6 protein-coding genes and 1 pseudogene are annotated in these 6,292 nt (G+C 56.6%); 5 read left to right on the plus strand and 2 right to left on the minus strand.

The features are described 5' to 3' along the window. Positions 1 to 5: 5 nt before the first annotated feature. Positions 6 to 290: a hypothetical protein gene (locus tag JWS10_RS18135; protein WP_299509201.1), complete on the minus strand. Its 285-nt coding sequence runs from the start codon at positions 288 to 290 to the stop codon at positions 6 to 8. Positions 291 to 861: 571 nt separating this feature from the next. Between JWS10_RS18135 and JWS10_RS18140 the strand changes: the two genes are divergently transcribed. The 3 genes and pseudogenes from JWS10_RS18140 to JWS10_RS18150 all read left to right on the plus strand — a co-directional run bounded on the left by JWS10_RS18140 (position 862) and on the right by JWS10_RS18150 (position 2,491). Continuing rightward, positions 862 to 1,149 (plus strand): hypothetical protein, encoded by a 288-nt coding sequence (locus JWS10_RS18140; RefSeq protein ID WP_299509202.1) that lies wholly within the window; start codon positions 862 to 864, stop codon positions 1,147 to 1,149. A gap of 83 nt (positions 1,150 to 1,232) precedes the next feature. Beyond that, positions 1,233 to 1,886: a hypothetical protein gene (locus JWS10_RS18145; RefSeq protein ID WP_299509203.1), complete on the plus strand. Its 654-nt coding sequence runs from the start codon at positions 1,233 to 1,235 to the stop codon at positions 1,884 to 1,886. A 90-nt stretch (positions 1,887 to 1,976) separates the two neighbouring features. Continuing rightward, a pseudogene (locus JWS10_RS18150) lies at positions 1,977 to 2,491 on the plus strand (SMC-Scp complex subunit ScpB). Between the two features lie 544 nt (positions 2,492 to 3,035). On the opposite strand, the gene JWS10_RS18155 reads toward JWS10_RS18150, so the two are convergent. Next, the gene (locus JWS10_RS18155) at positions 3,036 to 3,266 is read right to left on the minus strand and encodes a hypothetical protein (RefSeq protein ID WP_299509204.1); all 231 of its coding nucleotides are present in this window, start codon (positions 3,264 to 3,266) and stop codon (positions 3,036 to 3,038) included. 562 nt (positions 3,267 to 3,828) lie between these two features. Between JWS10_RS18155 and JWS10_RS18160 the strand changes: the two genes are divergently transcribed. After that, on the plus strand, positions 3,829 to 5,763 hold the full coding sequence (locus JWS10_RS18160; protein WP_299509205.1) for a hypothetical protein: 1,935 nt from the start codon (positions 3,829 to 3,831) through the stop codon (positions 5,761 to 5,763). 341 nt (positions 5,764 to 6,104) lie between these two features. Further along, positions 6,105 to 6,292, plus strand: a 188-nt coding sequence (locus JWS10_RS18165; protein WP_299509206.1) for a response regulator, incomplete at its 3' end; no start/stop codon positions are given.

Below are 6,292 nucleotides of genomic sequence, written 5' to 3' on the forward strand. Positions count from 1 at the left end.
TAGGACTACCACTGATTATTGGCGATATACTGGAAATCAACTCTCGGAAATTGGTTCACAAGCTGCTTCATATCGTCAACAGACAGGATGTCGATTTGCAAGACATTGTCCTTATTCATTAAACTCAGTGAGCTGCTAGATTTGAAGGGAAAGAATTTCGCTTCTCCGCATACCATTTCGAGGATGCGCTGATCTCTTTCTAAAAAGACGACGCCATATACTTGTATTCCGCCGACAAGTGTCATTCGCACAGGGACGGAAAATTTGTCGTTCTTAACGATATCCACCACACAGTCCTCCAACTTTCGGTGCTACTCGGCAGATTGGGCACAACAGCAATCTCATTTACGCTGCGGTACAACAATAGTAATTTTGCGCGCTTATCCTAAGTTGCATTGCGCGGTCGATAAGTCAATCTAAGGATGCACATCCTCGGGTGTCGGGTTAAAACGACCTTTTTCCCGGTCGCCAGCTATGCGGGATGAAGTGGGCGTTCGCAGCACTGCGAGAATTGCGCGATTGCTTGTTCCGCGCCTGCGGTAGAGTAGACTGCGATAGGTCCGCATGATTTGGAATCAGATATTCTACCAAAGGTTGAGTCCCTTAAAGATTGACCGTTATTACCCAGCCTGGAGGAGAACTCTCGCTGTCGACGACGAGCCGTGAATTCTTGAGTTGATACCGTTGCTTGTGGCCATATCAGGGTTTCCTGATGTCACTACAGCATCGTCGTAACAACGCGCACTTGACGCGCTGGCAAACCGTGACGCCTCCTTCGATTGTCTTTTACTGCACATCATATGCCGGGCATGGATGGCGTAGAGCTGTGCGAACGTGGCAGTGTCGCGTCTTGATCACTGTGTGGACTGGTCCGAGAAGGACAAACTGACCCGGCTTTATCCGCAAGTGCCGGATTTGTCCGAGGATGAAGCCGAGGAATACGATGCCTTGTGCGAACTTGCCAACGCGGACGGGCTGCACGAAGAAGGCCACGCCAAGCTGGACATCTTCGACGCGAAGCGCGCGCCAGTCTTAAGCCCTGAGCAACGCGGAGCGGCAGGTGGGTTTGTTTTTGTCGGGCACGATGGCGAGTTGCAATTTGAAATGGGCGTTGTTCGCCCAGAGGATCGCGCTGAGGCTGTTGAATAGGGCGTGATTGCAGCCGACCGCCTCAACAGCGCGGCGCGGTACCCGGCGAAGCTGCCCCGAAATCCCCGTACTCTGCGGCTTTGGTGGTAGATATTCACGCGATGCGCCTTGCCGCGTTACAGCAAGCTTTGCTGGCTAAGCTCGAACTGGTGTCGGACCTGATGGCTTTCTCGCTCTCATCGGCGAGCGGCGCCTACGCCACAATCTTCGATATGCGCCTTGGCAACCCGACCAACACGCCGAGCGTTGAGGAGGGCTTTGCGGTTGATGCGCGCCTGTCCGAACCGCAGCCGCACAATATGGTGCAGGATCAGGCCGAGGCGTTTGTCGGGTTTCAGGGTCAGGGCAAGAAGGCCCGAAATGCGTCAATCACCGAAGCTTTGGCGCGCGGTCTGCACTATGGTTTCAGCACCTGTTCAAGACCCTCAAACCTGTTTGATCACATCGAGGAAGTGGCAGGCGCATCTATTCGCACCGTCTGGACCCCGACCGCCGCGAGCTTCTTTGGCCGCGTGTCTGGCAGCTATCTGGACGCCTTGCTTGCCGATCTGCTTTCTGCCGAAGCGAGCGACGCTTGTGTAAAAGCCTTTGCCAAGATGAAGAAATCCGAGAAGGCGGCGACGATGGAGCGGCTGTTCAGCGATAGCACGACCCAAACGTTTTACGCTAATACCCCGGAGGTTCGGTTGCACCGGGCTTTCGACGCATGGCAGGCGGAGCGCGCTGTTGATGTGTGATCTATTTCCACGCTTCACGCAGCGGAATAGAGTTACCCAGAGTTAGGGTCTGATCCAGCATTGCCGATAAATCTGCGTTGGCGTGAATAGATGCTGCGGATCGAGGCAGTGCTTTTTGCCTCCGCGACGCCAGTTGCGCGTGACGATCGGCACGGGTGGTGGGGCAGGGGGCTTCGGCCGATGTGTTGATTGCGGATCTTGCCGCTGATCTGGCCGACCGGCCCTATGAGGTGGCGCGGATTGGGTCGGGTTGGATGCTGCGCACCAAGGCAGTCTATGCACCGGCAATCCGGGCTGCAGCAGATCTGAGCGGACAGGCGCTGGATTTGAACGCATTCGACCTCCCCGTGCTGGCCGCCATTGCTTACCACCAGCCGATCAGCCGTGACGGATTGAAGGAGATATTCGGGCGCGAGATCAGCCGGGATTTGATCGGACGGCCGGCCGAACGCGCGCTGATCACCACAGGCCCCCGCGCCCCCCTTCGGGGCGGGCTCTATACGCTTGTTACTACCGAGACGTTCTTTGCTGCTTTCGGGTTGGAGGGCTTGCGGGATCTGGCCGATCCGGAACAACTCGCCGATGCGGGCCTGTCGGCTCCATGAGATGCTGCCCGCTCTCGGTCGTGGAATTTGCGATCAGCATAAAAGCGCGTTGCTTTCCGAGCTGGGGCGAGAATCACACATAGAATCACCTCGATCGTTCTCAACGGCGCATCGGTCGAGGTGAAAAGGCCAGCACCTATGATATCCCTAATTGCGCAACGCGCCAAGACTTCGGTTCTCGCAGCAGACCTCGAAATTACAGGCGACGTGAGATGCACGGGTCAGATCGTGATCGAGGCAAAAATCCAGAGGAAATGTCGCAGCTGATGACGTTTCGATTTAGGCTGCGGCGCAAGTTGAAGGCGATGTCGAGGCGCGCGTCAAGATCGACGGGGTAGTTCTCGGCAAAGTTTTAGCAGTTGAACTGACAGTCACCGCGCATGGGCTGGTCTCACGATCGGTTTCCTATGGCATATTGAACGTCGAAGAAAATAGGTCCAGCAAAGCGTGAAGACAGTTGAGCTGATCAGCCGTGCAATAATGCAAAAACGGCCGAAATCACGGCCGCTTCTGTACTGCAGCCCCCGGCTTTATGGTATTCGTGTTACCCTAGACAGCTGCGCAGTTTCTGACAGATTGCGCCATCTTTTATTCTACGTTGTGACGACAACGACATGCCGTTGTGGAACTGATCGAGCATGCGATTGAGCTCAGGACGCTTGCGCAGCGAGCCACTGATATTGTCGGACAAGATGTGCAGCGCACCTGCCACTTTTCGGGGACCAAGTGTCTGGTCGTTCGCCGACACAGGGGTGTAGCCATGATCATGCTTCATTGTGACGAAACCTCCCGAAACCGCAAAGGTATTGCCACGGCATTTTGTCCCTAGTAAGTCCCTGATTTTTGGTAGGGCGGGGCAGGGGGTCAAAACGGTCGATGGTGGTGAAAAACTCTTCGCTTGATCTGGGCCTAACGGACTGATTCAACTGGTTCAGACGGGCTGGAGGATCAGGCGATGATGGGTCGGCAAGAGGTTCAGGAGGCGCTGTTTTACCGGTTCCGCATCGAGGATCACGTCCCCGCCGCGATATCTTAATCACCGGGGCGTCGCGGCCCCTAAGAGATTTCCGATTAGATCAAGGCCCCGGAGAGACCGAGGATCCGGTCGACGGGCTATGGGACCAGGCCGGAGCCGCGTTTCTAATATCCAGGAAAAGGCGGGCCTCACCGAAGACCTCAATCACTAGCCGCCTTTAACAAAGAAGGCCAGCAACCATGCCGAGGTCGAAAAAAAACCACCAATAGGACACAAAGACGAACGAATCATTTTCAGGCCGGACCTCGAAGAAAAACCTCTCCGACCGGCATCAGTCTCCTCAAGCCTTGACAGGTTTCACATGCTGTTCACTGCCGATATTGCTTACCCTGCGGCCTTGCCGATCCTGACGCGCGACACAGCTCCGAACCCGGCGCGGATTCGTCGTGAAACCCTGCCCCTCGACGGGGTGTGGAATCTGTCAGTCTGCGGCGGCCCGTCCGAACCTGTCGTCGTTCCTTTTGCCCCTCAGTCGAAGGTCAACGGAATCACAGTCCCGAGGGGAAAGGCCGATCTTCGCTATGACCGCACCGTCGAGCTTCCCTTCGACTGGGAGGGCGGGATGCTCCACATCGAGGGTGCCGACCATGAGGCCGACGTCCTGATGAATGGCGTCAAGCTCTGCCGCCACAAGGGCGCCTATGACCCCATCGGGATCTTCGTGCCAGCCAGTGTCCTTGCTTTGGGTGTCGACGGCGACAGCACCAAACTCCACTCCTTAACGGTGGCCGTTCGCGACTATTCCGGGCGTCGTTCGATCATCTCGGGCAAGCAGGAGCGCCAAACGAGCGAAGGGGTCATTTTCTACGGCAACATGTCCGGTCTCTGGAAGTCTGTCTGGATCGAGCGGGCCCAGACCAGCCATATCAATGACTTCAAGATTGTTGCCAGCGGCACCGGAGATCTGACAGCTACCATCGACGTCGCATCGCCCCAGGACGGCCAGAACGTGCTTTTGACCCTTGCTCATGAGGGGCTGACTTTCTCTGTCTCCGGCGCGGTAGAGGGCGGTCGGGCCGTCCTCAAGAAACATATCGACGATGTCCGGGCCTGGTCGCTCCAAGACCCCAACCTCTACTTTGGAACTCTTACGCTTCTCGACCACGACCGCCGTCTCGTGGACTCCATTGAGACCTACGTCGGCTTCCGCACTTTCGTCATGGACTGGGATTCCGGCTACTACCGCCTCAACGGTCAGCCCTTCTACTTCCAGGGCCTTCTCAATCAGGCTATCTACCCAGACACGCTCTACACGCCCACGGACCAGCACACCTTGACCGACTTCGAGCACACGCTTGAGCAGGGCTTCAATGGGGAACGGCGCCATCAGACTACCCCAAGGCATCGCGATCTTTGGTTCGCTGACAAGATGGGCTATTGGCTTTCGATCGAGTTGCCATCGGCCCGCGACCTTCTCAAGCTAGGCTCCCGGGCCAACGCCATCGCGGAATGGGGCCGGATTATTCGCGCGTATGCCTGGAACCACCCTTGTGTGTTTTTTCTGGTTCCCATCAACGAAGACTGGGGCATGCTCGAGCACAGGCATCACGAGGTCAAGGCCACCGACACAGACCGGGAGGCCTTCCAGATCGAGCTCGGGCTCGTCACGGAGGAGATCGCTCCGCCCGGAATGCCCTACGCAGCCAACGACGGGTGGCGTGTCATCACATCTCGAAAGTTTGGCATGCCAGTGGAAACGCTTGCTCGCGAAAGGCTCATGCTGAACATCCATGATTACGCCGAAAATAGCCTTCTTAAGCATATCTACGGTAGGATCGAGTGTTGGCCCGATCGTGACACCTGGGGCGAAAACCCTCGTCACGTCTTCCACTCACACGGCTATGGCTACGATGGACAAACTCCCATTATGATGTCCGAGATCGGCGGTCGCGCGCTTCTCAACCGCCCCTCCAAAGGCGTTTTTGCCTATGGCAAAACCCATACAGACCCAGAGGTCTGGGCAGCGGAGCTCGCCGAACTCATCACCCTTATGGGAACGTTCGCCTTCGTCCGTGGCGGATACGTCCTGACCCAGACCCGCGACGCCGGCAACGATCCCGACGACGACACCTCAAAGGGTGAGGTCAACGGCCTTCTGGACGCGCAAGGAGTGCTCAAATACCCGGGCCCCGTGGTTCAGGAGGCCAACGGCAAAGCCCGAGAGCTTTGGATCGAGGGCTTCAAGGCCACTTCTACAGCATGTGCTTCGGCGTGCATGTGTGGATGCCCCCTATGATGCAATGACTTTTCTGACTTTCTGACATGTGATCGGGTGCGTTCATGTGTCAGGCCTCATGGTGCGGCTTTTCACATGCCGCGGGCCGGTATGGTGATGCGCAGGTCGGGTTCAGATCAAAATTCCGAGCTCGTGGCTCTTTGCACGCCCCTGGTTTTCCCAACCCCGATCTGATCGATCATTTGCCCATGCGGGTCACTGTCCTCCTCACATCAGCCGCTTAGACTGAAGGATGTCGCGCCTCGCGCCATCCGGTGGTTGGCTTCACATTTGGAACCAGATATTCTACCAAAGGTTGAGCTCCTTAAAGATTGACCGTCATAACCCACCTAGAGGCAAGCATGCGAATTCTCGCTGTCGACGACGACCCGTGCATACTTGAGTTGATGCCCTTGCTTGTGGCCATATCAGGGTTTCCTGATGTCACTACAGCACCGTCGGGCCAACGCGCACTTGACGCGCTGGCAAACAGTGACGACTCCTTCGATTGCCTTTTGCTGGACATCAATATGCCAGGCATGGATGGCGT

The sequence above is a fragment of the Cypionkella sp. genome (assembly GCF_028290025.1).
Lineage (GTDB): Bacteria > Pseudomonadota > Alphaproteobacteria > Rhodobacterales > Rhodobacteraceae > Cypionkella.

Excerpts from the sequence above, each read along its gene's own strand:
- JWS10_RS18155 (WP_299509204.1), bottom strand. The coding sequence starts at position 3,266 with ATGAAGCATGATCATGGCTACACCCCTGTGTCGGCGAACGACCAGACA.
- JWS10_RS18160 (WP_299509205.1), top strand. The coding sequence starts at position 3,829 with ATGCTGTTCACTGCCGATATTGCTTACCCTGCGGCCTTGCCGATCCTG.